Genomic DNA, 24,730 nt, shown 5'->3' with positions numbered 1-24,730 from the left:
GTCGCTTCGGCTTACCGTGGGGCCGTGCTCCGCAGCCCGTTGACCCTCGCCGCCCTCGCGACCGCCGCAGTCCCCCATTTCGACCCGACCAGCGTCCAGGGCACGTCGGCGTCCGACGACGCCCGCTTCCAGGTCGCCTATGTGACGACCTCCGACGGCAGGCAGTGGGTGGTCCGCGCCGGCCTGAGCACCGCCGCCGGGGCGCAGATGGAGCAATCGGACGGGTTGCTCCGCCTGCTCACCAAGCGGGTGCCGTTCGCGGTGCCGCGCATCGAGGGCACGGCCGTCGCCGAGGACGGCACCGTGGCGGCCGTTCTGCCGCGACTGCCGGGGACGTCGATGGTATGGCGGGAGCTTCGACCGGGCTCGGTGATCGCCCGCAGCATCGGTCGCGCGCTGGCCGCGGTGCACGACGTCGATCCGCGCGCGGTCGAAGAGGCCGGATTGCCCACCTACGACGCGGACGCCTACCGGGCCCGCCGGCTGGCCACCCTCGACCGTGCCGCGGCGACCGGACACGTTCCGCCGGCTCTGCTGTCGCGCTGGGAGCGGGCGCTGGAAGAGGTCGCGCTCTGGAAGTTCGCGACCTGCACGGTGCACGGTCCGCTGGAGGGATCGCACGTCCTCGTCGACGGCAACGAGGTCGTGGCGATGACCGGCTGGGAGCAGGCCGGGGTGTCCGACCCGGCGGCCGACTTCGCCGTGTTGTCGGTGCTCGCGGAGCCCGCCGCCTTCGACACCGTGCTGGAGGCGTATGCCGGGGCGCGTCACGACGGGGTCGACACGCATCTGGAGCGCCGGGTCCGGCTGGCCGCGGAGCTCCAGCGGGTCAACGCGCTGATGGACGCGGTGACCGCGGGCGAGGAGGGCCTGGTGCGCCGGAGGGCGGCTGCCCTGGCCAGGCTCGCCGAGTCGGTGGACGGCGACGAGTCGCTGCTGCCACCGGCACCCGGCAGGCGCACGATGCCCGAGCCGGCCCCGCAGGATCCGAAACCGGCCGTCGATCCGGACGACATCGAGGTCGTCGACTTCGAGGACGCCGGCTCCGACGACGAGACCGTGGAGATCCCGGTCGCGCAGCGTCCGGGTGCGGAGTCGGACGACGAACCGGAGCCGTCGACCTATCCGATCGATGAGGCCGACGGCTCCGCGGACGCGTCCGTGGACGACGGGGAGGGTCAGGGCGAGTCCGGCCCGGACGGTGATCCGCAGGACAAGGACTCCTGACCCCCGCCGGTCACATGTCCATGCCGCCGTTGACGCCCCATACGGCGCCGGTGATGTAGGACGACTGGTCGGCGGCGAGGAAGTGCACGACGCGCGCGATCTCGTCGGGACGACCGAGCCGGCCGACCGGGATCTTCGCCTTGATCCCGTCCAGGACCTTGTCCGGGATGTGCTCGAGCATCTCGGTCGCGATGAACCCCGGTGCGACGGTGTTGACGGTGATTCCGTCGGAGTCCTCGTCGAGCTTGCCGGCCCGCTTGAGCTGGAACGCGGCCTCCAGCGCCAGGGTCTTGGTGAGCCCGAAGAGACCGGACTTGGAGGCGGCGTAGTTGGCCTGACCGATGTTGCCGGTCTCTCCGATGATCGACGAGATGTTGATGATCCGCCCGGTGCCACGCTCGATCATGTGCGGCAGCACCGACTGGGACATGAAGAACGCACCGTTGAGGTTGACGGCGATGACCTTCATCCAGTCCTCGGCGGTGAGCTTGAGGACGGTCTTGTCGATCGTGATGCCGGCGTTGTTGACCAGGATGTCCAGCCGGCCGTGCCGCTCGATGACCTCGTTGATCGCGTTGCGGCAGTCGTCCACCTCACCGACGTTGCCCTGGACCACCGAACCCTCGAGTCCGGCCTCCTTCAGGCCGGCCGCGAACTCCTCCGCCTTGGTGCTGTTGGAGCTGTATCCGGCCGCCACGACGGCTCCCTGCTCGGCGAGGCTGCGACTGATCGCGGCCCCGATGCCGCGGGTGCCCCCGGTGACGAAGGCGACCTTGCCGTGCAGGCGTGGACGGCGCGGGGTGTTCGGGTCGGCAGCTGCTGTCTCGGTCATGACTTCCTCCTCGAGCGGTCGGAGGGTCCGGATCAGGCGGGCCCGGTCCTCACGCCGCTGTCGTGTGCTCGGGTCTGGCGGCTCCTTCTCGAGGGGCTCACGGTGAGCCGACTCGTTGCCGAGGCTAGCGCCGAAGTGGTGCGGGCGGAACGGAATCCGTCAGTCCCTCGACTGTCGTCCAGCCGCCGATCACCCGCCGTCCATGCACCGAGATTCCAACGATCCACATCTCGGCCAGGGGCTTGCCGTGACGCGTCCGTGCCGTTCACGCGGTATGGCGCCCGGCGCCTTGGCGAAGGCCTCCTCCGGGTCTCGTTGCCCCGTCGTTCCTCCCGGGCTCACCGCGGTCAGCCCGGGATCGCCCGCAGCAGCTCGCCGATCGCGTCATCGGCCGGAAGGTCGGGCCGGACGGTGTCACCGGTTCCGGCGTAGTAGAACGCCGCGTCCACCTGCTCGGTCGGTATGCCGCGCAGCCGTGCGAAGGCCAGCCGGTATGCCGCCAGCTGCAGGACACGCGCCCGCATGGCGGCGCCGGACGGACGCGCGCCGGTCTTCCAGTCGACGATGACGAATCCGCCGTCAGCGCGCGGGAACACCGCGTCGATCCGGCCACGCACCGCGATGCCGTCGATCCAGGTCTCGACGGACACCTCGATCTCCTCCGGGGTGCGGTTCGCCCACTCGGAGGCGAGGAAGCGGTCCTTCAACGCCTCCAGGTCGGCCCCGTCGTCCGCGTCCTCGTCGGCGGCCCCGGGCAACTCCAGGACGTCGACCAGCGCGGCACGTGCGTAGTGCTGTTCGATCCAGGCGTGGAACGCGGTACCGCGGCGCGCTGCCTGCGCCGGCGGGGACGGCATCGGCCGGCGCAGTTCCCGGGTGAACTCGGCGGGGTCGGCGGCGAGCGAGACCACGGCGGAGGCGGACAGGTGTCGGGGCAACATCACAGCGCTCGGTCCGCGCCTGCGGTGCCGGTCGCGCTCGCGCAACAGCAGCTCGATCTCCTGCTCGCGGTCGTCGAGCGGCAGCACGTCTTGGACCCCGTCCATCAATGCGTCCGAGACGCGGCGCACCCCGTCGGCCAGCTGCGCGCGCCGCGGCGCCAACGGGTCGGTCGGCCAGGACAGCACCGAGTCCGCACCGTCGTGCGGGTTCGCCACCTTGGTCTCCCCCGGCTCCGGTTCGGGCATCGGCTCCCATGTGTCCCGCCGGGCCAGGCCTGCGTCGACCAGCTCGGTCAGGTAGCGCGAGGTGACCCGTGGCGTGCTCGCCGTCGACCACACCGAGGCGGTCAGCAGCAACTCGGACCGTGCCCTGGTGTATGCGACGTAAGCCAGGCGGCGCTCCTCATCCAGCCCGTGTTGTCCTGCTGCGGCACGGAATTCGGTGATCGCGTCGCGTAGTTCGGCCGCATCGGTGGCTTCCGCCCAGCGCAGTTGCGGCAGCCCGTCGGCATCGCCACGCAGGTCGAACGGCAGGCCCTCGACACCACCGATCCACTCGGCTGCGTTCACCGCCCAGCTCGACGGATCGCCGGGCTTGCCGTCCTTGCTGATCTTCCAACCGTGGTGATCGGCGCTCCAGCCCACGACGCCGGAGTGGTCGGGGAAGGTGCCCTCGACCAGGCCGGGCACCGCGACGATGTCCCACTCCAGACCCTTGGCGGCGTGCACCGTGAGCACCTGCACCGCACGGGGTTCGGCTTCCAGGTAGGGGCGGTCGAGCCCGCGCTCCTCCCGCTCGGCCGCGGCCAGCCAGTCGAGGAACCCACCGAGCGTCGGACGATCCGACGATGAGGCGAATCCCGCTGCGACTTCCGCAAATCCGTCGAGGTGCACGCGCGCTGTCTCGGGTGTCTGCCCGGGCCTGGAGAGCACCTCGATGTCGAGGGCGAGCGCACGCTCCGCCTCCACCACCAGCTCACCGAGCGGCAGCCCGGTCAGCGACCGCAACCGTCGCACGTCGTGCGCCAGCCCGGCCAACCGCTGCAGGGCGGTGTCGCTGATGCGCTGGCCTGCCGTCCCTCGCCAGTCGGGGTCGGGCAGCTCGTCGAGCGCCTCGACGACGGATGCGCGCTCCCGTGTCTCCGACTCGATGTCCGCAGCCGCGCCGCGGCCCTCGGCGGGCTGCGGTCGGTCCCGCTTCTCCAGCTCACGGGCCCACTCCCCGAGCCCGTCCAGATCGGCCGGGCCGAGGCGCATCAGCGGTCCGGTCAGCAGCCGCATCAACTGGTCCCCACGGGTCGGATCCTGCACCGCCCACAGCAAACTCACGATGTCGGCCACCTCGGAGGTCGTCAGCAAACCGCCGACACCGACGACCTCCACCGGCAGGTTGCGTTGCTGCAGTGCCTCGGTGACGGCGGCGAACTGCGACCGTTTGCGGCACAGCACGGCAGCCGTCCGGCGCGTCCACTCACCGTCGGCGTCGAGGTGGCGGGCCGCGATCCAGTCGGCGATGTGGGCCGCCTCCGCGGACTGATCGATCAACCGCGCGGCGACGACGGAGCCCTCCCCGGCACCCGGCCGTGGTCGCAGCGTCTCGACCGGCACGGTGCTGGCCGACCGCAGCGGGCTCGACACCCGGTTGGCCGCCGACAGGATTCCGCTGTCATTGCGCCAGCTCCGCGACAGCTGAAGGACCTTCGCCCGGCCGGTTCCGTCCGCGAAGAGCTCGGGGAAACTCGCGAGCGTGGTCGCACTGGCGCCGCGCCAACCGTAGATCGACTGGTTGGGATCGCCCACCGCAGTGACCCGGACCCCGTCGACCGCCGCCTCGTCGTTGCCGGCATACAGGGAGCGCAACAGCACCATCTGTGCCTCGCTGGTGTCCTGGAACTCGTCCAGCAGCACCGCCCGGAAACGTTGCCGCTCAAGGACGCTCAACTCCGGGAAACTGCGCGCCAGGTGCGCCGCGAGCGCCATCTGGTCGGCGAAGTCGAGCGCGGACCGCGCCCGTTTCAACCTGAGGTAGCGCTCGACGACGGGCACGATCTGCTTGCGAGCGGCCAGCGCATCGGTGACCTTCTTGATCTCGCCGGCGGTCACCTTGGTCCGTCCTTTGGGCGGCAATTGCGCTGTGTCCGTGAGGAACTGGTCGAGGTATTCCTCCAGTTGCGCAACACTGACCAGGTGCTCTGCGAGCTCGCCGGCGATCGACACCACCGCGGTCGTCACGTTGTTCGCGGCGGACGTGACCAGGTCCATCGGCCCGTCGTACGACAGCACCGCCTCGGAGGCGAGCTGCCAGGCGGCCGCCTCCGACAGCAGCCGTGACTCCGGCTCGACACCCAGCCGCAGCCCGTGCTCGCCCACGATGCGGCCGGCGTAGGAGTGGTAGGTCTGCACCGTCGGAAGTTCGGCCAGGGCCGATGTGCCGTCGTCGGTCGTCGGCAGCCAGATGCCCTCGCGCCGCAGCCGCCGCAGCCGCAGCCCGATGCGCTCGGCGAGTTGACCGGCTGCCTTACGGGTGAAGGTGAGGCCGAGGATCTGGTCGGGCTCGACGTGCCTGTTCGCCACCAGCCACACGACGCGGGCGGCCATCGTCTCGGTTTTGCCGGAGCCGGCACCGGCCACCACCAGCAGTGGTGAGTCCGGGCTGGCCTCGGTGACCGCGATCTGCTCCTCGGTCGGCCGCGGCAGCCCGAGTGCTGCCGCGAGATCGACTGCCCCATAGTTTTTTTCGACGTTCACGACCGGGATCCCTCCGGCTGCAGCGGGCAGCTCTTGATCACCGCGCACGTGCGACAGCGCTTGTTCAGCTGCGCCGTGAAGGTGCCTGCGGCCATGCCGTCGGCGGTCTCCGCGATGAGGTTGTAGGCCCACCGCGGGTCGTCCTGCTCGGCGAGCGGTGCCTGCACCTGGGTCGCCGCGCTCTTGCCGGCCGCCTTGCCGACCTGCACGAGGGCGGCGCCACCCGACGTCGTGCCCTCCGGGAACGCGCCCTCGGCGACCGCCACCTGGTAGGCGGCCAGTTGTGGGTTGGTGACCAGCTCCGCCGCGGTCGGCTTCGACGACCCTGTCTTGAGGTCGATCACCCGCAACTCGCCCTCGCGCTCCTCCAGCCGGTCGACGCGACCGGCCAGTTGGGCGCGGCCGATCAGCACCGAGAACGGCACCTCCACCCCGACCGGTTTCCAGCCCTGTGCCTTCGCCTCGTCGAGGTACCCGATCAGCCGGGTCAGCATCTGCTGGGCGGTGTTGCGCTGCTGCTCCGACACCCACGTGTCGCCGAGTCCCAGCCGCGCCCAACGCTCGTCGAGGGCCGCAGCCATCGCCTCCGGGTCGGTGTCGGCGAACTCCTGCGCCACCTCGTGCACCAGGGTGCCGAGCGCCGCCGCACCCACGTCGGGTCCTTCCCCACCGGCGGCGGTCAGCAACCAGCGCAGCCCGCACTCGCCGAACGACTCGACCCGTGACGGTGACACCTGCACCCGTTGTTCCGCGGCACGCAGCGGTCGGTCGTCGGACAGCTCCCGCAGCGCCCACCACTGCGAGGGGTCGGCCCCTCGTACCCCGGTCGCGGCCAGCCGCGCAAGCTGACGAGCCGCCTGCCCGCGTTGCTGGTCATCGCCGGTCGCCAGCTCGCGTCGCAGCTCACCGACGACGGCGGGAAGCGTTGTCGCCCTTGCCACTTCAGTGAACTCGCGTAGTGCATCCGGGTCGTCGGGAACGTCCAGCGGATCCACCACGTCGAGGTATGGCGAAGGTTGTTCGTCCTCGCTGCGGACCGCTGTCACCAGCAGCCGGCGGCTCGCCCGGGTCACCGCGACGAGGAACTGCCGCGTCTCGTCATACCGCACCGCGGTCTGCGCGGCCCGCCACGAGTCGCCGCGGTCGGCGAGCACATCGACCAGCCGCTCCGAGCCGAGCAGCGAGCCGCGCAACCGGAGGTCGGGCCAGACCCCCTCCTGGACGCCGGCCACCACGACGAACTGCCACTCCCGCCCGGCGGCCGCCTGCGGGGTGAGCAGTGCCACGGTCTCGTCGTCCGGAGCGGCGGCAACCAACCGGTCACCCGGGACGTCCTGCCCGCGAACGTGCTCCAGGAAGTCCAGTGGCGCCGCGCCGGGCAACCGGTCGGTGTAGGCGGCGGCGTCGGAGAAGAGTGCGACGATCGCGTCCAGCCGCTCGTCGGCACGTTTCCCCCCGCGCCCACCGGCGAGCGCCTGCTCCTGCCACACCGGCGCGAGCCCACTGGCGTCCCACATGGCCCAGAGCACGCTCTCGGCGGTGGCACCGGTTGCGAGCGCCGCCTCCCGCCCGGCCCGTATGACGCCCGCGACGCGCAGCGCCGGCGTCGCCACCGGGCCGATCAGCTCCAGCCACGGCAGCCCGGTGATCGCAGCGGCGAGCAACTCGTCGGACGAGCGGGAGCCGTCGGCCCCCAACTCCTCCGCTCGCAACGCACGGCGCAGCCTGCGCAGTCCGACCGCGTCGGCGCCGCCCAGCGGCGAGCCCAGGATGTCGGCGGCGAGGTCCGGCGTGACCGGGTCCGGGTCGTCGTCGATCAGCCGGCCGATGACCTCCAGCAGTGCCAGGAAGGGCCGCACCGCCGGCTCGTCGCGCAGCGGCACGACCGTCGGCGGCGAACTCACCGGGACACCCGAGTTGGCGAGGGCGCGGCGCAGTGTTCCCGCCCGTGCCTGCCCACGCACGATCACCGCCATCTGCGACCACGGCACGCCGTCGAGCAGCTGAGCGCGCCGCAGCTGGGCCGCGATGTGGGCGGCTTCCTGAGGTGCCGCGCGCAGCAACGCGACGTCGACCGTGCCGCCGGGTCGCGTTGTGACGGAACGGTGTTCGGCTCCGGCGACGGCACCGATGCGCTCGCTCACCCGCACGGCCGCAGCCCGCAGCAGCTCAGGTTGCCGGTAGCCGATCGGCAGGGTGCGGTGGTCGACCGCACCGAAGTGATCACCCAGTGCGCCGAACATCATCGGGTCGGCGCCGCGGAAGCCCTGCACCGCGGCGTCGGGGTCGCCGATGAGGACGATCCTGGTGCGCGGCGCCACGACCAACCGGAGCAGTCGGGCCGCGGCGCGGGTCAGCTCCTGTGCGTCGTCGATCACCACCAGCCGCAAGGTGTTCTGCACCCGCTCGCGCGCGTCCGGGTCGGCCTCCAGCAGGTCAGCGGCAGCAGACAGGATCCATGCCGGGTCGAACGCGCCCGGCCTGGACAACGCGGTGACCTGGTCGTATTCGTCGAGCACCTGCGCTGCGGCGACCCACTCGGGATGGTCGTGCCGTCGCCCCAGCTCTGCAAGCTCCTGCGCGGTGAGCCCCCACTCGACCGCGCGCATCAGCAGGTCACGCAGCTCGCTTCGGAAACCCCTGGTGGGCAATGCATTTCGTACGAAGTCCGGCCAGTCGGGAGGGAGGCCGTCACCCGCCGCATGGCCGTCGAGCAGCTCGCGCAGCACGACGTCCTGCTCCGGACCGCTGAGCAGTCGAGGTGCCGGTTCGCCATCCAGCGCAGCGGCCTGGCGGAGGATGCCGAATCCCAGCGCCTGGTGGGTGCGGGCGAGCGGTTGCGTCGAGGTGCCCTGCAGCCGCGCCGTGACCTGATCACGCAGCTCGGCGGCCGCCAGCCGGGTCGGTGCGAGCAGCAGGCAGTGGTCGGGACGTGTGCCGCGTCCGACCGCGGCGACGACACACTCGACCGCGAGCGTCGACTTGCCGGTGCCCGGCGCTCCCAGCACGACGGTCGCCCGCTCCTCGCTGTCGCGCGCCGTCTGCTGGACCTCGTCCAGCTCGGGCGGGCGCACCGACAGGTCGGGGCCACGTCGCAGTTCCAGCACGTGTCTCATCCCATCACGCGCGACCGACATACCCAATCACCGAGAGGACAACATAAGACTGACAGGCCCAGTACTTCCCGGCCCCAGAGCCCGCATTTTCTGGGCCTCTCGGTCGGTTCTGGGCCTCTCGGTCGGTTCTGGGCCTCTCGGTCAGGGGCGACCGGCCCCGTCCCCGTCCCCGGCACCGTCGGAGCCGGGCAGGACGACACCGCTGAGATCGAAACGGGCACGCGCCAGATCGACGCGGTCCAGGAAGGTGCCCTTGAGCGGGGTGCCCTCCTCGCGGTAGTGGGCCAGGGCCTCGCCCTCGTGGCACTGCGGGGGCCGGCCGTCGGCGCGCAGCACCCGCCACCAGGTCACCATCCCGCCGTACTGCGACATCACCGAGCCGACCTGCCGCGGGCCGGCACCGACCACCTTGCCGATGTCGCCGTAGGTCACCACCTTGCCCTCCGGCACCTGGTCGACGACCTCCAACACGGCATCGGCCAGCTCCGGGAGCTCGTGGACGGTCATCTCAGTAACGCGGCAGCGACGGGTCGACGGCGTCGATCCAGCCGAGCACGCCCCCGTCGAGCGAGCGCGCCCGCACACCGGTCGCCGCCTCGACGAGTCGCACCGCCTCGGCGGACCGGGTCCCGCCCTTGCAGTAGAAGACCGTGTCGGCGTCGACCTCGTCCAGGCGGGACAGCGCACTGCCGTCCCGCAACCCCGCCACGTCGATGTGTATGGCGCCGGGCAGCTTCACGATCTCGCGCTCCTGCGTGGAGCGCACGTCGACCAGCAACGGCGCCCGCCCCGCGTCGATCAGTGATGCCAGCTCGACCGGCTCGATCAGCGGCACCGGCTGCTGCACCGGGACTGCACAGGACACGTCCTCGTCCTCCAGCACCGTGATCTCGGCGTCCTCACCGCAGACCGGGCAGTCGGGATCACGCGCGACCGTCACGGTCGACCAGGTCCCGAGCAGCGCGTCGTGCACCACGATCCGCCCGGCGAGCGGCTTGCCGATGCCGAGCACGATCTTGAAGACCTCGGTCGCCTGCATCGAACCCATGACGCCCGGCAACGAACCGATGACTCCGCCCTCGGCACACGACGGCACCGCCCCGGGAGGCGGTGCGCTCGGGAAAACACAGCGGTAACAAGGGGATTCGCCATACCCCCACACCGTGACCTGACCGTCGAAGCGACTGATCGAGGACCACACGAGTGGCAGCCCCAGCATCACGCACGCGTCGTTGACCAGGTAGCGGGTCGCGAAGTTGTCGGAGGCGTCGACCACGACGTCGTGGTCGGCGAACAGCTCGAGGGCATTGTCGGCGGTCAGCCGCGCATGGACGCCTACGGCCTCGATGTCGGGGTTGAGGTCCTGCATCACGCGCACGGCGGAGTCGACCTTCGGCACCCCGATGTCCTGGGTGCGGTGGATGACCTGCCGGTGCAGGTTGCTCACGTCGACGGTGTCGTCGTCGATGACCGTGATGCGCCCGATGCCCGCGCCGGCGAGCAGCGGAAGCACCGGCGCCGCGAGGCCCCCGGCACCCACGACCATCACGCGCGCGTCGGCGAGCTTGCGCTGACCCACCGCGCCGACCTCGGGGAGGAGGGTCTGCCGTGAATAGCGCTCAGCCTGGGTGTACCCGACAGTTGTACTGCCGCGTAACGTAGTAGGTCGAGTCACACCGTCGAATTCTAGTCCGGCAATAGGATGCCGCTGGAGTCGCCATTGTGACGCCGGCGAGAAAGGAACCCTGGAGTGAGTGTTGCGGACGCGGGAACCCGCGGAGGACGGCTGCCGAGATCGGCGCGCCGGGCCCAGCTGCTGGAAGCGGCACAATCGGTCTTCGCCGAGTCCGGCTACCACGCCGCGGCGATGGACGAGATCGCCGATCGTGCCCACGTCAGCAAACCGGTGCTCTACCAGCACTTCCCCGGCAAACTCGACCTCTATCTCGCGTTGATCGAGCAGCACACGGCGGAGCTGCCCGAGCTGGTGCGCCAGGCGATGGCCTCCACCTCGGACAACCAGGAGCGCGTCGCGGCCGCGGTCGCCACGTTCTTCTCCTTCGTCGAACGCGAGGACGCCGCCTTCCGGCTGGTCTTCGAGTCCGATCTGCTCGGCGAGCCGGAGGTCGCCCGGCGCGTCGACAAGATGAGCGCCGAGTGCGCCGACGCGGTGGCCAAGGTGATCCAGGAGGACACCGATCTGCCGCCGGAGAAGGCACTGCTGCTCGGCATCGCCACCGTCGGTATGTCGCACACGGTCGCCCGCTCCTGGATGCAGTCCCGGACGGTGCCGCGCAAGGAGGCCGAGACCCTGGTGTCCAGCCTCGTCTGGCGCGGTCTGGCCGGCTTCCCCCTGCACCCGGACCAGGCCGACGGCTGAGGACCCACCCCCACGTAGAGTGAGCGCAGAACGTGAGATCGCCCTACGCGAAGGAGCTTTGAAGGTGGAGATCCGGATCGGTGTGCAGCACGTGGCACGCGAAGTCGTCCTCGAGTCCGAGCAGGCACCCGAGGAGGTGCGCGCTCTGGTGGCGGAGTCGCTGGAGAAGGGCACCCCGCTGACGCTCAAGGACGAGCGTGGCCACACCGTCGTCGTGCCGGCGAACGTCCTGGGTTACATCGACATCGGCAGCGAACAACGCGGTCGCGTCGGCTTCGGCGGCTGAAGCCCCGTGGTCGCGGTGCGCAGCACCTCCTGATCGACCGGCACACCAATGCATTGAGCGGCATACCGATTCGGCTGGAATCGGTATGCCGCTCAATGCTGTCGTATGCCGCTCGATCCGAGCGCCACACCGGTGATCACATGTCGGCGATGGCCTCCAGCGGTTTCGTCCGCGCGGCTCGTATGCCGGGCCACAGCGCCGCGAGCACACCGCAGACGGCGGCTGCGACGAGCGTGAACAACACCGTGCCCCACGGGACGACGGGAGTGATCCCGGTGATCCATTCGCGGAAGGTCCGCACCAGGCACCAGCCGATGATCACACCCAGCACCATCCCGAGCAGCGCCCCGAAGATCGAGATCAGCACCGACTCCAGGTAGATCGTGCGGCGGACCTGCTTACGCAGCATGCCGACCGCGCGCAGCATCCCGATCTCCCGCTTGCGTTCGACCACCGACAGCGCCAGCGTGTTGATGATGCCGAGGACGGCGATCACCAGCGCCAGGCCGAGCATGCCGTAGAGCACCACGAGCATCTGGTTGATCTGCTGGGCGTTGGAGTTGGCGAACTCCTGCTTGGTCTGGACCTTGACGGTCAGGTAGCGGCCGGTCACGTCCTCGATGCGCTGCTGCACGGCGGCCTGGTCGGCACCGTCCTTGAGCAGCACGAGGTCGACGAAGTCGGCGCGCAGACTCGGCGGCGTCAGCTTCTGGAAAGCCGCCGTGCCCATCTGCCAGGGGTCCAGCAATGCTGAACTCTTATAGATGCCAACAACTTTCACGGTCGCATCCTGGCCGAACCGACCGTTGAAGGTCACGTTGTCGCCGACCTTCCAGCCGTGGTTCTTCGCGTACTTGTCGGAGGCGAGCAACCCGTTCGGCGGCAGCTTCGAGGTGCCTTCGACCAGGTTGATGTTCGCGGCCTTGGTGATGTCGCCGCTCGGCGAGTCGCCGGTGACACCCTTGCCGTTGAGGGTCGCGGTCACACCGTGGATGGACACCACACTGTCGACACCGTCGACGTTCGCGACGGCCTTGCTGACCGTCGGCGGCAGCGCGCCGGTCGCCCCGGTGCCGACCACCAGGATCGGTGCACGGACCTGCTCGTTGACCGCGCTGTCGATCGTCGACTTGAACGACGCACCGAGCGTGCCGATGATCGCCACCAGCATCAGGCCGAGGGTGAGCGCGAAGGCCGTGGCCGCCGTACGGCGCGGGTTGCGGACCGCGTTGGTGCGGGCCAGCTGCCCGAGCTTGCCGAACGGCTTGGCGATGACGGCGCCGAGCACACCCACCACCGGGCGGGCCAGGGCGGGAGCACCGCAGACGACCGCGAGGATCGTGCCCACGGCACCGAGACCGACCATGCCGGCCGCGCCACCACCCTTGCCGCTCGCCCCGATCGCGAGCGCCGCCACACTGAGCACGGCCAGCACCGACGCGATCATGGTGCGCACCCGCAGGGACCCGGACCCGTCGGTCTGGCTCTCCCGCATCGCTTCCACCGGCGCGACCCGGGACGCCCGACGGGCGGGGGCCAGCGCGCTGACGGTGGTGACGACGACGCCGACCACGATGCACGCGATGATCGGCCCGGCGCCGACGACCAGCGAGCCGCTCGGCAACCCGGTGCCGGTGCTGGACAGCAACGCCTGCAACCCGGCGGCCAGCCCGGTGCCGACCGCGAGGCCGATGACCGACCCGATGAAGCCGACGACGACCGCCTCGAGCATCACCGAGCGCAGCACCTGGCCGCGTGCGGCGCCGATGGCCCGCAGCAACGCCAGCTCACGGACCCGCTGCGCGACGATCATCGAGAACGTGTTGTAGATGATGAACGTACCGACGATCAGGCCGATCGCCGCGAAGGCCAGCAGGATGTAGTTGAAGATCTGCAGGAACGAGTTGATCGCGTCCTTGTTCTCCTGGCGGACCTCGGCGCCGGTCTGGACCTTGTAGCCCGGGAACTCCTTGGTGATCCGCTGTTTCAGCGTGTCGGCGGAGACACCCTTGACCGCACCCAGTTGCACCATCGACACGTGCGAGCCGTCGGTGAACAGCTTCTTCGCGGTAGCGGTGTCGAAGTCCATCTCGGTGTAACCGGAGGTGTCGCCCGCCATGTCCACCAGGCCGACGATCTTGACCCGGAAGGGTTTGGCGTCACCGGCGGAGACCAGCACGCGCGTCGTCGACCCGACCTTCAGGTGCCCGCGTTCGGCCGCGCTCTTGTTGAGCAGCGCCTCGTGCGGGCCGTGCGGGGCACGACCGCCGGGCAGGATGGTGGCGCCGGTCGGGTCGAGCGCCTGGCTCTTCGAGACCCAGTTGGCGCCCATGGTCGGCGCGCCACCGGTCGGCAACGCCTTCCCGTCGGAGCCGGCGATCGTCATCATCGACTGGTAGCCGGGCACGATCTTCGCCACACCGAGCCGGCCCTTGTCCTGCTCGATCTGCTGGACCACGGAGTCGGGCACGCCGAGGCTCTCGATCCCGCCGTACGCGTTGGTGGACGTGGTCTTCGGGCTGATCTGGGCGTCAACACCGACGGCGACCTGGTCGAAGATGCTGTTGAACGAGTTGCTCATCGTGGCGGTGAAGACCAGCGCTCCGGCGATGAACGACGTGCCGAGCACGACCGACAGCACGGTCAGCAGCAGGCGCACCTTGTGCGCCGCGAGATTTCGCAAGGAGACCTTGCGCATCGTGGAAGCCATGGCGCCTCAGTCCTGCGCCAGCTGGCTGGGTGCGTGCTCGTCCAGGTGCTTCATGTACTCGTAGATGTCGTCGGTCGCGAGGCCGCGCTGGTCGTTCACGATCTGGCCGTCGGCCAGGAAGATCACCCGGTCGGCGTATGACGCCGCGCGCGGGTCGTGGGTCACGATGACGACGGTCTGCCCGAAGTCGTCGACCGAGGTGCGCAGGATCGACAGGACTTCCGCCGACGACCGGGAGTCCAGGTTGCCGGTCGGCTCGTCGCCGAAGATGATCTGCGGCCGGCCGACGAGGGCGCGGGCGCAGGCGACGCGCTGCACCTGGCCGCCGGACAACTCACTGGGCCGGTGCCCGAGCCGGTCGGCGAGGCCGAGGCGCTCGACGACCGTGGCCATCCAGTCCTTGTCGACCTTCTTCCCCGCGATGTCGAGCGGCAGGGTGATGTTCTCCCGCGCGGTCAGGGTCGGCACGAGGTTGAACGATTGGAAGACGAAGCCGACCAGGTCGCGACGCAGCTTGGTCATCTGCTTGTCGCTGAGGCCGGTGAGTGCGATGTCGCCGATCTGCACGTTGCCCGACGTCGCCGTGTCGAGGCCGGCGAGGCAGTGCATCAGGGTCGACTTTCCGGAGCCGGACGGCCCCATGATGGCGGTGAATTCGCCGGCGGCGAACTCCACCGAGACCTCGCGCAGGGCATGGACGGTGGTCTCACCCTTGCCGTAGGTCTTGACCAGCTTGTATGCCGCGGCGGCGGGCGGTGCCTTCGCCTCGGCGGCCACCTGTTCGGCGATGGCTGGGTTGGACATGTGGTTTCCTCCCGAGATTTCATGGATCTGGCGCAGTGTCGTAGACGACTATCGCCCCGGTCACGACCCTGGCGCTATGCGGTTCAACCCTGATCGTGCCCGGGTCGACCCTTACTCATCACACCCGGGAGAGCAACCGTGTTTCGGGGTTGTCCCGGGCCGTGCCGACCGCGTCCCCGAATGAGCCGGGACGACATACCCGACGGTGTTCACCGTCACGGAAAGAGTTTACAAAACCGATACCCGGCACACCCGGACCAGTCGTTGCACGTTCTTCCCGGGTGTAGCACAGTCGGCGTTCAGGGCACGTCCACCGACGGGCCTCTAGTGAAGGAGAATGCACATGATCGGCGCAATCATCGGGGCCATCATCGGTGGTCTCATCATTGGCGCACTCGCACGGCTCGTGCTGCCCGGGAAGCAGGACATATCCATCGTCATGACGATCATCATCGGCATCGTCGCCTCGTTGGTCGCCAGCCTCGTCGTGGGACTCATCGGCTACCACAACAAGAGCGGCTTCGCCTGGGTCCCGTTCATCGTCGGCATCGTCTTCGCGGCGATCATCATCGTCATCTACGGGAACATGACCGGCAAGAAGCAGCTCAACCGCTGACTCCACACCGCACATCGACAGTGCCCGCGACCGACAGGTTGCGGGCACTTGTCGTTTCGGATCGGTCCGGGCACTACGCCGACAGGCCGAGCGCCTCCATCCGCGCGGTGTGCGCGTCGGTCAGCCGGGTGAACATGTGCATCCAGCCGCCGAGGTCCAGGCCGTAGCCGGACCCGGTGTCGACCAGCAGGCCCATCAGGTCGTCGTTGTCGGCGGCGACCCGCTGCGCCTGGGACAGCGCCTCACCGATCAGCCGCCTACCCCACAGCGCGAGCCGGCCGGCGACCTTCTTGTCCGATGCGATGGCGCGGCGCAGCTCCCCCGCCGCGAACTCGACCTGGCTGCTGTCCTCCAGCGCCTCCCGCATGAGTTCGCGGGTCTGCGGGTCGACCAGGTCGGACACCTCGCGGTAGAAGTCGTTGGCGATGGAGTTGCCGGCGTAGACCTTCATCAGCGCTTCCAGCCAGTCCGTCGGCGTCGCCCGGCGGTGCCAGTCGTCGACGGCCCTGGTGAACGGCGCCATCGCCTGGTGCACGTCGGCCCCGAGGTCCCCGATCCGGGCCGCCAGCCGCTCGTAGTGTCCGAACTCCTGGGTCGCGACGTGCGCCAACGTCGCCTTGTCGCGCGACGACGGCGCGAATCCGGCCTCCTGCGCGATGGTGAGGAAGCCGACCAGTTCGCCATACGCCAGCACACCCAGCAGGGCCACCAGACCCTGCCGGTATGCCGGATCGGCCAGGTCGGCCTCGGTGCGGACTCCGGGGGATGTGGGGCTCTCCGTCATGCCCCGCATGGTAGCTGTCCGGAGTCTGAGCTACGGCACGGTACAATTGCGGCGGACGGGCTGCAGGAGGCTGCCCGTCTCGCACGAGAAACACCCGGACCACGGTGCCCGGTCGGCTCATGAAGACTGTGCGCGGGGGACGTCCCCGCTTTCGAAAAACTCCGATCGGCTCCGCCATACCGCGACGCAATGCTCGCGCCGGCGCGACACGTCCGTCGGCGCTGGAAGCGGCGCACGCCGATACAGAAAGACACTTCAACTCAATCTCATGACCGACGAAAAGGCTCCCGCCACCCAGTCCTTCGCCGATTTCGGGGTACACCCGGAGATCGTCGCCGCCCTCGCCGAGGCCGGCATCACCACGCCGTTCCCGATCCAGGCGATGACCCTGCCGGTCGCGATGTCCGGCCACGACATCATCGGCCAGGCCAAGACCGGCACCGGCAAGACCCTCGGTTTCGCCGTCCCCATGCTGCAGCAGTCGGTCGCACCGTCCGACCCCGGTTTCGACGAGCTGCCGGCACCGGGCAAACCCCAGGCGCTCGCGGTGGCCCCGACCCGCGAGCTGGCCGTCCAGGTCGCCGGCGACCTGCAGACCGCGGCCAAGCGCCGTGGCATCCGCGTCACCACGATCTACGGCGGTCGCGCCTTCGAGCCGCAGGTGGAGGCGCTGCGCAAGGGCGTCGAGGTCGTCGTCGGCACCCCGGGCCGGCTGATCGACCTCGCGGGCCAGGGCCACCTCGACCTCAGCTACGTCCGCAGCGTCGTGCTCGACGAGGCCGACGAGATGCTCGACCTGGGCTTCCTACCCGACGTCGAGAAGCTGCTGGCCATGACCCCGGCGTCCCGCCAGACGATGCTCTTCTCGGCGACCATGCCGGGCGCCGTTGTCTCGCTGGCGCGCCGCTACATGACCCAGCCCACGCACATCCGGGCGATGAGCGAGGACGGCGACGACCGCCAGACGGTGGCCGCCACCGAACAGTTCGTCTACCGCGCGCACGCCCTCGACAAGGTCGAGATGCTCGCCCGCATCCTGCAGGCCGAGGGCCGTGGGCTCACCGTGGTCTTCACCCGCACCAAGCGCACCGCGGCCAAGGTGAGCGACGAGCTCACCGCACGCGGTTTCGCCGCCGCCGCCCTGCACGGCGACCTGGGCCAGGGCGCCCGGGAGCAGGCCCTGCGCGCGTTCCGCACCGGGAAGGTCGACACGCTCGTCGCCACCGACGTCGCGGCACGCGGCATCGACGTCGAGAACGTCACCCACGTGGTCAACTACCAGTGTCCCGAGGACGAGAAGACCTACGTGCACCGGATCGGACGCACCGGGCGCGCCGGGAACACCGGGACCGCGATCACGTTCGTGGACTGGGACGACCTGAGCCGGTGGGGCCTGATCAACAAGGCCCTCGACCTGGGCATCCCGGAGCCGCCGGAGACCTACTCCTCCTCCGACCACCTGTTCACCGACCTGGACATCCCGACCTCGGCGACCGGTGAGTTGCCCCGTGCCCAACGCACCCGCGCCGGCCTGCGTGCCGAACGGGTCGAAGACCTGGGCGAGACCGGCAAGCGGCACGGTGGCCGCGACGGCGCGCGGTCCGCGGGCGGGCGCAAGCACGCGGCCAAGCCCTCCGGGCACGGCAAGTCCGAGAGCGAGGGTTCGACGCGGACGACCCCGCGCCGCCGCCGTCGCACCCGTCGCGGCGAGGGCGCAGGGCGGACGTCCGCCGAGCAAGGCTGACCGGGCCGGTGACCGGCCCGAGGTTCAGCCCGCGATACGTCGACCGGCTGCGCGCCGCCGACCGCTGGCTGCGCTCCTCAGAGCGGGACGCGCACGCCGCGCGGTACGCCGTGTGCCGCACGACGTTCTCCACGCTGACCCGGGTCGACAGCTTCTACATCGGGTTCTTCCGGGGCGAGGACACCGTCTTCATCCCGTACATCTTCGACCACGACCAGTTCCTGCGGCCCAGCATCGGCCGCTACGGCAAGCGTGGCGTGTCGTACTGGATCCGCAGCAGCAAACGGCCCTACGTCTACAGCGAGGACGGTGGCCGGCTGCTCACCAACGCCATCCCGTTCGGGAACACCGACGAGGTGTCCCTGGACGCCGTGGTCGTGCCGCTGCTCGACGCGGTCACCGGCGAGGTGAGCGGTCTGATGAGCGCGCAGAGCCTGCAGCCACGGGTCTACGACGACGAGGCGTTGCGCGCCCTGGACTGGCTGGGCCGGGCCCTGATGCACTCGTTCGCCCGCGACGCGGCGGCGCAGGACGAGCTCGACCTTTACACGATCTACCCCGAGCTCGACACCTCGGAGGTCCGTGACGAGACCGACCTGATCGATGAACTCAGTTCGCGGGTCAACAAGCTGCACCGCGCGGTGCGCGAACTGGCGCAGCTCGCGGCCGGTGCCGGCGGTGAGCTGGCCGAGGCCGCGCAGAACGTGCAGCAGCTCTCCGAGACGCTGCAGATCGAGATCGGCGACCTGTTCGGCGAGTTCGCCGACCCGTCCCGGGCCGACATACCCGATCCGACCGCCGGGTTGACCGGCCGCGAGCGCGAGATCGCGCAGCTGATCGCCCGCGACGGCGCCAGCAACGCCGAGCTGGCCCGGCAGTTGCACATCTCGGAGAAGACGGTGAAGACCCACGTCGGGCACGTCCTGCGCAAGCTGGGGGTGTCCCAGCGCGCCGGCATCGAGCTCGTGCTCAACGGCCGCGCGCGGCAGAGTTGACGCCCGGGCCGGTGACCCGGCCCGCCCCGGACGACTAGGTCTTGGACCTAGGACCGCCCGGGCGAAAGTTCATCCCGAGTCCCATAGCTGATTGACAGCTGATCGACCACTATGGATCCCAGATCGTTCGCGCACTGGGGGGAGCGGACGACGGTCCAGGGGAGAGACCGCCGGCACATGCGGGGATGTGCCGGCGGTCTTTACTGTCCCGGCACGGACCCCACGCCCGGCGAACAACTCGCTACTGTCGGCACTTCCTCGCCCCGGCCGCCGCCGCCCGCCGCGACGCCGCACGCCCGGCCCGCGTCAGGGCCGGATGGGGCCCGTGCCGGAGGTCGCCTGCGCGACGAGCTGCTCGAACACCTCCGGGCTGGTGGTGTTCTCGCCGAGGCCGTTGACCTTCCCCGTGCCGTGGTAGTCGCTGGACCCGGTCACCAGCAGGCCGAGCCGCTCGGCCAGCTGCAGGCCGCGCCCGATCGCCTCGGCGGTGTGGTCGCGATGGTGCACCTCCAGACCGGCCAGGCCGGCGTCCACCATCCGCTCGATCACGTCGACCTCGACGGTGCGACCGCGTGCGGCCGCGAAGGGGTGCGCCATCACCGGCACCCCGCCGGCCGCGCGCACCAGCCGGGCGGCGTGTGCCGGGTCGGGTGCGTAGTGCGACACGTGGTACTTCGACCTCGAGCTGAGGTATGACGCGAACGCCTCCTCCCGCGACGCCACGACCCCCGAGGCGATCAGCGCGTCGGCGATGTGCGGCCGGCCCACGGTGACGTCCTCCCCCGACTGCTCCTGCACCTGCGCCCAGGTCAGTCCGGTGTCGGGACCCAGCCGCTCCACCATCCGCTGCGCGCGGGTACGCCGCGAGGCGCGGGTCCGCTCGAGTTCGGCGAGAAGGGCGGCGTTCAGCGGGTCGATGAAGTATCCGAGCAGGTGCACGCTGATGCCGTCGGACGCACACGAGATCTCGATGCCGGGCACGAAGCTCACGCCGGTGTCGCGGACCGCGCGCGCCGCCTGCCCCCACCCCCGCGTCGTGTCGTGGTCGGTGAGCGCCACGACGTCCAGCCCGGCGTCGGCGGCGGCACGCATGAGCTCGACCGGCGTCTGGGTGCCGTCGCTCTGGTTGGAATGGGTATGCAGGTCGATGCGCACGGGCCGACTGTACCCGTGCCGCGCCCGGCGAACCGATTACCGTGCGACCGACGACCCGTGCCTGACAAGCTGGGACCCATGAGCACCGCGCCCAGACCGCCCCGGTTGGCCCAGCTGCGACCCCGGCAGGTCGTCATGGCCACCCGGCTGATGTATGTCGGGGTGCTGCTCGCCCTCATCGGGGTGCTGATCAACGCCCTCTCCCGGGACGCGATCACCAGCACGCTCGAGCACACGAACGCCTCTCGTGCGCCCGCGGACCGACTCACGACGCACGAACTGCACCACGCCGCGGGACTGACGTACACGGCGTTCATCGTCATGTCCTCGATCGCCGTCGTCACCTGGCTGGTGATGGCGGTGACCAACAGCCGCGGACAGGGGTGGGCGCGCATCGTCGCGACCGTGCTCGCCGTCATGAATCTCCTGCTCACCATCGGTATGGCGACACGCGGCACCGCGGCGGGCGCGATCGCGGAGGCGCCCACGGTGGTCGTCGGTGCCGCCGTCGTGTGGCTGCTGTGGCAGCCGCCGAGCACGACGTTCTTCGACCGTTGCGCAACCCTGCGGGCGGTCGGGCGCGCTCCTCGGGTCTCCGACCCCGACCTCTAGACTCGGCGGCGTGACCGTCAACGATGCCGCCGCCCCGCCCACCGATGCCCAGCTCGCGAGCGACCTGGCGGTCGCCGCCGGAAGGGTGCTGCTGGAGTTGCGCGACGGGGGTCTCACCGGCAAGGACCTGAAGGATGCGGGCGACCGCACCTCCCACGAGTTCCTGATGGCCGCGCTCGCCCAGCACCGGCCCGAGGACGCGGTCCTGTCCGAGGAGGGCGCCGACGACGCGGCGCGCCTGTCGGCGGACCGGGTCTGGATCGTCGACCCGCTGGACGGCACCCGGGAGTACTCCGAGCCGGGCCGCTCGGACTGGGCGGTGCACGTGGCCCTGTGGCAGGCCGGTGATCTCGTCGCCGGGGCGGTGGCCCGGCCCGCCGCCGGTGTCGTGCACTCGACCGACGACCCCAAGGTCGTCTCCCCCACCGAGCACGAGCGCGTCCGGCTGGCGGTGTCCCGGTCCCGCCCGCCGGAGTTCGTCACCGAGCTTGCCGACGTGCTGGACGCCGAACTGGTGCCGATGGGCTCGGCGGGGGTGAAGGCGATGTCCGTGGTCACGGGTGAGTCGGACGCCTACGTGCACGCCGGCGGGCAGTACGAGTGGGACTCGGCGGCGCCGGTCTCGGTCGCCCGGGCGGCGGGTCTGCACACCAGCCGGCTCGACGGCTCCCCGCTGCTCTACAACCAGCAGAACCCGTGGCTGCCGGACCTGATCATCGCCCGCCCGGGCGTGCTGGCGCAGATCCGGCGTGGTCTGGACGCTGTCGCCGCGAACCGGTGATCGTCACGTCCGGGCCCGGCGGTCGCGGCTGATCCGGCCGACGCGGCGCGCGACTCCTGCACCCACGCGCGCCGCGGTCGTGCGCGCCCTGCCCGCCACCGAGGTGTGCTGGCCCTTGCGCCGCTCCCGGGCGGCCCGGGCCACGGCCGCGTCATGGGTGATCGCCCGGTCCAGGCCGTAGGCGAAGGCATACCTGTCCCGCACCTCGTCCAACTGCGCCGTCGCATCCGCCGCCGCGCCGGTATGCCGAGCCAGCGCGTCGCAGGCGTCGAAGGTCCGCTCCGCCAGGGCACGCAGCTCGTCGAGGATCGCCGAACCCTCCGGCCACCGTCCCCGGTGCCGGTTGAGCCCGGGGTCGATGAAGTCGTCCACGGCGTGGTGCGCACCGGGTTCCGGGACCGGCAGCTGCACCGAGACGTCGTCCAGTGCCCGGCCGACCGCGGTGCGCCAGTCGGTGAGCACCTCGTCGTAGCTGAGGAACGCGCGCGGCATACCCCGGGTCTGCACTTCGCACGTGGTCAGCTGGTTGATCCAGCCGGCGAGGTCGCGCGCCTGGTAGCCGAGCTCGGCCAGTTCGGCGCCGGGCTTGTGGTAGTAGTCCAGCCTGCTGGCGATGACCTCGACCGGGCGACGCAGCATCACCGCGGCCGCCAGGTTCATCCTCAGGTCCGCCGCCACCGACCTGAACGTCGAGAGCAGCCAGACGATGCGGGGATCCTTGAGGACGACCAGTCCCCGGCCCGCGGCCTGCTCGGTGAGGTAGGTCCGCAGGGCGGCCCGGTCGGCGGCGGTGACCAGCCGCTCCGCGAGCCGCGCGGCCTCCGGACGGGCGTCGGCCAGTGCCACCGGTCCCCGGCCGAGGACGTCGTTGTGGAAGTTCACCGACCAGGACGACTCGAAGAAACCCATCGGGTTCGTCTCGTTGGCGTTCAGGTGGGGGCCCGCCACATGCGCGCCCAGCTTGGACAGGGTGCCGGCGAGGGTACTGGTGCCGCTGCGCCCGGGGCCGACCACGAGGAGCAGAGTTTTCGTGTCAAACATCGAGAATCAACTGTATCGAGCCTGAACGCACCCGGCGCACCTGCTGCGCACACCCACAGGCTCAGCTCAGCGCCCGACGCGGATCCACAGCCCGCACTCAGCCGGCACGGGTCCCCGGCGGCGCAGAACCAGCCGTCAACCGGCGGCTTTGGCGGCCTTCGGCTTCGCCGCGGCCCGCTTCTTCGCGCCCGGCTTCTTCGCGGCACCGCGCTGCTGCCGGTGGAACTCAGCCTTCTTCGGGTCGTGCCGCTCCTCGTAGGCGTCCAGCACCTCCTCCGTGGCGCCGTCCATGAGAATGAGGCCGTCCTCCAGCCAGATCGCACGATCGCAGGTCTCGCGCACGACCCCGAGCGAGTGGCTGACCAGGAACACCGTTCCGGCCTCCTTGCGCAACTCCTTGATCCGGTCCTCGCTGCGCCGGCGGAACTCCGCGTCTCCGGTCGCGAGCGCCTCGTCGATCAGCAGGATGTCGTGTGCCTTGCTCGATGCGATCGCGAAGCGCAGCCGCGCCCCCATGCCGCTGGAGTAGGCGTTCATCGGCAGCGAGATGAAATCGCCGATGCCGGAGAACTCGCAGATGTCGTCGAAGCGTTCCTCGACCTCCTCGGGCGTCATACCCATCGCGAGGCAGCCGAGGGTGATGTTCCGTTCGCCGCTCATCGTGGAGATGAGCGCGGCGTTGACGCCGAGCAGTGCGGGCTCGCCGAGCGTGTAGATGGCACCGGCGGACGGGGTCAGCAGGCCGGCGATGCCGCGCAACAGGGTGGACTTGCCCGAACCGTTGGGACCGATCAGGCCGATCGCCTCACCCTCCCAGGCGGTGAAGGTGACACCGCGCACCGCGTGCACCTCGCGCAGCCCGGGCGTCGACGTCCGGGTCACCGTGCGGGCCAGCGCCATCGCCCCGCCGCGTTTGGCGTACTTGCCGGACACCTTGTAGGTCAGGTGGACGTCATCGGCGATCACGGTCGGTTTGCGCTCGTCGACAGGATCAGTCACGGCCGTATTCCTCCTCTGCCTTCCAGAAGAACACGTAGCCGACGACGAGGGTGACCACGGCCCACACCAGGCCCAGCACCCAGTCCCGTGGCGTCGCACCGGGCCCGGACGCGATGAACGCGCTGCGGTAGAGGTCGACGTAACACGTCGCGGGGTTCGCCTCCATGATGTCTCTGATGATGGCGGGCTTGTGCGCGGTCATCACCGGGATGCTGAACATGATGCCGGACGCGTAGAGCCACACCCGCATGGCGAACGGCAGCATCTGCAGGATGTCGGGGATCTTGGAGCCGATGCGCGCGAAGATGAACGCCAGGCCGATGCAGAACAGGGTCTGCATGACGAGCACCGGCAGCAGGAAGATCCATTGCCACCGCAACGGCTCACCGGTGAGCAGCACGATCGGGATCAGCACCAGGACGGACGTGAGCAACTGCTCCAGCGCGATCGCGGTCGCCGAGAGCGGGAACACCGCCCGCGGGAACCGCAGCGTCCGCGCCAGCGACCGGTTGGTCTGCAGCGAACGGGCGCCGCCGATCGCCGAGTTCTGGATGAACTGGAAGACGAACACGCCGGTCACCAGGAAGCCGAGAAAGTTCGGGACGCCCCGGCGGGTGCCGATCAGCAGCCCGAAGATCAGGTAGTAGACGGCGGCGTTCAGCAGGGGCGTCAGCACCTGCCAGACCTGGCCGAGCATCGCGCGCGAGTACGTGGAGGCGTTGGTCGCCCGGGAGAACTCGGCGATGAAGTAGCGCCGCTTCCACAACTCACGGGTGTAGTCCGCCAACGACGCCCGTGCCCCCGCACGTTTCAGGCCGTAGCGAGCCACGAGGGCCTGGACCTCCGCCGGGGTCGTCTTGGCGCTCCCCGGCGGCGTCTGGTAGGCCTGATCGGACTGTGTCACGTCGTGCAGGATACGGCATTCCACCGCCCGTTCCGTGTCGCGCGCGAGCGCGCCG

General features: G+C 70.2%; 20 protein-coding genes. 8 read left to right on the top strand and 12 right to left on the bottom strand.

The window, feature by feature from the left end; genetic code table 11:
• Window positions 1-24 precede the first annotated feature (24 nt).
• Window positions 25-1,227: a phosphotransferase gene (locus tag FHU39_RS22335; protein ID WP_183322930.1), complete on the top strand. Its 1,203-nt coding sequence runs from the start codon at window positions 25-27 to the stop codon at window positions 1,225-1,227.
• Between the two features lie 10 nt (window positions 1,228-1,237).
• Here FHU39_RS22335 and FHU39_RS22330 read toward each other — a convergent pair whose 3' ends face one another.
• The 5 genes from FHU39_RS22330 to moeB all read right to left on the bottom strand — a co-directional run bounded on the left by FHU39_RS22330 (window position 1,238) and on the right by moeB (window position 10,539).
• Window positions 1,238-2,059, bottom strand: a complete 822-nt coding sequence (locus FHU39_RS22330; protein ID WP_183322929.1) for a 3-oxoacyl-ACP reductase family protein — start codon at window positions 2,057-2,059, stop codon at window positions 1,238-1,240.
• A gap of 347 nt (window positions 2,060-2,406) precedes the next feature.
• Entirely contained in the window at window positions 2,407-5,748 is a 3,342-nt protein-coding gene (locus FHU39_RS22325; protein ID WP_183322928.1) for a UvrD-helicase domain-containing protein, read from the bottom strand.
• A complete protein-coding gene (locus FHU39_RS22320) occupies window positions 5,745-8,864 on the bottom strand; it encodes an ATP-dependent helicase (protein WP_183322927.1) in 3,120 nt (1,039 codons plus the stop codon). Before FHU39_RS22320 ends, FHU39_RS22325 begins: the two co-directional genes overlap by 4 nt.
• Before the next feature lie 141 nt (window positions 8,865-9,005).
• Entirely contained in the window at window positions 9,006-9,371 is a 366-nt protein-coding gene (locus FHU39_RS22315; protein ID WP_183322926.1) for an MGMT family protein, read from the bottom strand.
• A 1-nt stretch (window position 9,372) separates the two neighbouring features.
• A complete protein-coding gene (gene moeB, locus FHU39_RS22310; protein WP_343066072.1) occupies window positions 9,373-10,539 on the bottom strand; it encodes a molybdopterin-synthase adenylyltransferase MoeB in 1,167 nt (388 codons plus the stop codon).
• 75 nt (window positions 10,540-10,614) lie between these two features.
• On the opposite strand from moeB, the gene FHU39_RS22305 reads away from it, so the two are divergent.
• Together FHU39_RS22305 and FHU39_RS22300 are read left to right on the top strand one after the other, a co-directional pair.
• On the top strand, window positions 10,615-11,244 hold the full coding sequence (locus tag FHU39_RS22305; RefSeq protein ID WP_343066070.1) for a TetR/AcrR family transcriptional regulator: 630 nt from the start codon (window positions 10,615-10,617) through the stop codon (window positions 11,242-11,244).
• A 64-nt stretch (window positions 11,245-11,308) separates the two neighbouring features.
• Window positions 11,309-11,530 (top strand): DUF3107 family protein, encoded by a 222-nt coding sequence (locus tag FHU39_RS22300; RefSeq protein WP_183322925.1) that lies wholly within the window; start codon window positions 11,309-11,311, stop codon window positions 11,528-11,530.
• Window positions 11,531-11,666: 136 nt separating this feature from the next.
• On the opposite strand, the gene FHU39_RS22295 is transcribed toward FHU39_RS22300, so the two are convergent.
• The gene (locus tag FHU39_RS22295) at window positions 11,667-14,240 is read right to left on the bottom strand and encodes an ABC transporter permease (protein WP_221185808.1); all 2,574 of its coding nucleotides are present in this window, start codon (window positions 14,238-14,240) and stop codon (window positions 11,667-11,669) included.
• Between the two features lie 6 nt (window positions 14,241-14,246).
• Window positions 14,247-15,044: an ABC transporter ATP-binding protein gene (locus FHU39_RS22290; RefSeq protein ID WP_183322924.1), complete on the bottom strand. Its 798-nt coding sequence runs from the start codon at window positions 15,042-15,044 to the stop codon at window positions 14,247-14,249.
• A 343-nt stretch (window positions 15,045-15,387) separates the two neighbouring features.
• Between FHU39_RS22290 and FHU39_RS22285 the strand changes: the two genes are divergently transcribed.
• Window positions 15,388-15,660: a GlsB/YeaQ/YmgE family stress response membrane protein gene (locus tag FHU39_RS22285; protein ID WP_183322923.1), complete on the top strand. Its 273-nt coding sequence runs from the start codon at window positions 15,388-15,390 to the stop codon at window positions 15,658-15,660.
• Between the two features lie 73 nt (window positions 15,661-15,733).
• Here FHU39_RS22285 and FHU39_RS22280 read toward each other — a convergent pair whose 3' ends face one another.
• On the bottom strand, window positions 15,734-16,444 hold the full coding sequence (locus tag FHU39_RS22280) for a ferritin-like fold-containing protein (RefSeq protein ID WP_183322922.1): 711 nt from the start codon (window positions 16,442-16,444) through the stop codon (window positions 15,734-15,736).
• Window positions 16,445-16,712: 268 nt separating this feature from the next.
• On the opposite strand from FHU39_RS22280, the gene FHU39_RS22275 reads away from it, so the two are divergent.
• On the top strand, window positions 16,713-18,188 hold the full coding sequence (locus tag FHU39_RS22275; protein ID WP_183322921.1) for a DEAD/DEAH box helicase: 1,476 nt from the start codon (window positions 16,713-16,715) through the stop codon (window positions 18,186-18,188).
• Window positions 18,189-18,196: 8 nt separating this feature from the next.
• Window positions 18,197-19,183, top strand: a complete 987-nt coding sequence (locus tag FHU39_RS24480; RefSeq protein WP_343066069.1) for a helix-turn-helix transcriptional regulator — start codon at window positions 18,197-18,199, stop codon at window positions 19,181-19,183.
• 306 nt (window positions 19,184-19,489) lie between these two features.
• On the opposite strand, the gene FHU39_RS22265 is transcribed toward FHU39_RS24480, so the two are convergent.
• Window positions 19,490-20,338, bottom strand: coding sequence for a PHP domain-containing protein (locus FHU39_RS22265; protein ID WP_183322920.1), 849 nt, complete (start codon window positions 20,336-20,338; stop codon window positions 19,490-19,492).
• A gap of 78 nt (window positions 20,339-20,416) precedes the next feature.
• Here FHU39_RS22265 and FHU39_RS22260 point away from each other — a divergent pair, with 78 nt between their 5' ends.
• On the top strand, window positions 20,417-20,950 hold the full coding sequence (locus FHU39_RS22260) for a hypothetical protein (protein ID WP_183322919.1): 534 nt from the start codon (window positions 20,417-20,419) through the stop codon (window positions 20,948-20,950).
• Window positions 20,951-20,960: 10 nt separating this feature from the next.
• The gene (locus FHU39_RS22255) at window positions 20,961-21,731 is read left to right on the top strand and encodes an inositol monophosphatase family protein (protein WP_183322918.1); all 771 of its coding nucleotides are present in this window, start codon (window positions 20,961-20,963) and stop codon (window positions 21,729-21,731) included.
• 3 nt (window positions 21,732-21,734) lie between these two features.
• On the opposite strand, the gene FHU39_RS22250 is transcribed toward FHU39_RS22255, so the two are convergent.
• The 3 genes from FHU39_RS22250 to FHU39_RS22240 form a co-directional block, all read right to left on the bottom strand.
• Entirely contained in the window at window positions 21,735-22,772 is a 1,038-nt protein-coding gene (locus tag FHU39_RS22250; RefSeq protein WP_183322917.1) for a sulfotransferase family protein, read from the bottom strand.
• A gap of 135 nt (window positions 22,773-22,907) precedes the next feature.
• A complete protein-coding gene (locus FHU39_RS22245; protein ID WP_343066068.1) occupies window positions 22,908-23,771 on the bottom strand; it encodes an ABC transporter ATP-binding protein in 864 nt (287 codons plus the stop codon).
• Entirely contained in the window at window positions 23,764-24,675 is a 912-nt protein-coding gene (locus FHU39_RS22240; protein ID WP_183322915.1) for an ABC transporter permease, read from the bottom strand. The genes FHU39_RS22245 and FHU39_RS22240 overlap by 8 nt, the downstream gene beginning before the upstream one ends.
• Between the last annotated feature and the right edge of the window lie 55 nt (window positions 24,676-24,730).

Source organism: Flexivirga oryzae (assembly GCF_014190805.1).
Classification (GTDB): Bacteria; Actinomycetota; Actinomycetes; order Actinomycetales; family Dermatophilaceae; genus Flexivirga; species Flexivirga oryzae.
Note: the sequence above shows the minus strand (reverse complement) of the source record. Positions and strands in the feature narration are given on the sequence as shown.